The following is a 1,028-nucleotide window of genomic DNA, read 5'->3' as shown; positions in this document are numbered from 1 at the left end:
AGGCCGAAATCGGTGAAGCCCATGTTGGCCTGCTTCCAGCGGATCATGCCGTAGCCGTCGTCACGCAGGATCACCACGGTGATGTGCATGCCCAGGCGCACAGCAGTTTCCAGTTCCTGGCTGTTCATCATGAAGCCGCCGTCGCCGCACACCGAAATCACCGGGCGGTCCGGGTGCACCAGGTGCGCGGCCATGGCCGATGGCAGGCCGGCACCCATGGTCGCCAGGGCGTTGTCCAGCAGCACGGTGTTGGGCTTGTGCGCCTTGTAGTTACGGGCGAACCAGATCTTGTAGATACCGTTGTCCAGGGCCACGATGCCTTCGGATGGCAGCACGCGGCGGATGTCGGCGACCAGGCGCTGTGGGTAGACCGGGAAGCGGTTGTCGTCGCCGCCTTCAGCGATCTGCGCTTCGTTCGCTTCACGGATGGCCAGCAGGCGGGTGAAATCCCAGTGCGAGGTGTCGGTCAGCGCTTCGCTGATCTGCCACACGGCGTTGGCGATGTCGCCGATCACTTCAACCTGTGGGAAGTACACGGCATCGACTTCGGCGGAGCGGAAGTTGATGTGGATGACTTCGGTGCCACCGCGGACCATGAAGAATGGCGGCTTCTCGATCACGTCGTGACCGATGTTGATGATCAGGTCGGCAGCTTCGACGGCGCGGTGCACGAAGTCACCCGACGACAGCGCGGCGTTGCCCAGGAAGCGTGGGTGGCGCTCGTCGACCACACCTTTACCCATCTGGGTGGTGATGAACGGGATGCCGGTCTTGTCGATCAGTTGCTTGAGGACCTTGGCGGTCATCTTGCGGTTGGCACCGGCGCCGATCACCAGGATCGGGTTACGGGCGTTCTGCAGCTTCTCGACAGCGGCCTCAATGGCCACGTGCTCGGCCAGCGGGCGGCGGTGCAGGCTGCGCGGGATCGGCAAGGCGTCGGTCTGCTCGGCGGCGATGTCTTCTGGCAGCTCCAGGTGTACCGCACCCGGCTTTTCTTCTTCAGCCAGGCGGAAGGCTTCGCGCATGCG

The 1,028-nt window shown here is 63.9% G+C and carries 1 protein-coding gene; it reads right to left on the bottom strand.

Features of this window, described 5'->3' with window-relative positions; all coding sequences use genetic code 11:
• A partial coding sequence (locus tag ACQKPZ_RS28220) for an acetolactate synthase large subunit (protein WP_427544575.1) occupies nucleotides 1-1,028 on the bottom strand: 1,028 nt, incomplete at both ends.

Source organism: Pseudomonas sp. NPDC089547 (genome assembly GCF_050280665.1).
GTDB lineage: Bacteria > Pseudomonadota > Gammaproteobacteria > Pseudomonadales > Pseudomonadaceae > Aquipseudomonas.
This window is presented reverse-complemented; position numbering and strand designations above follow the sequence as displayed.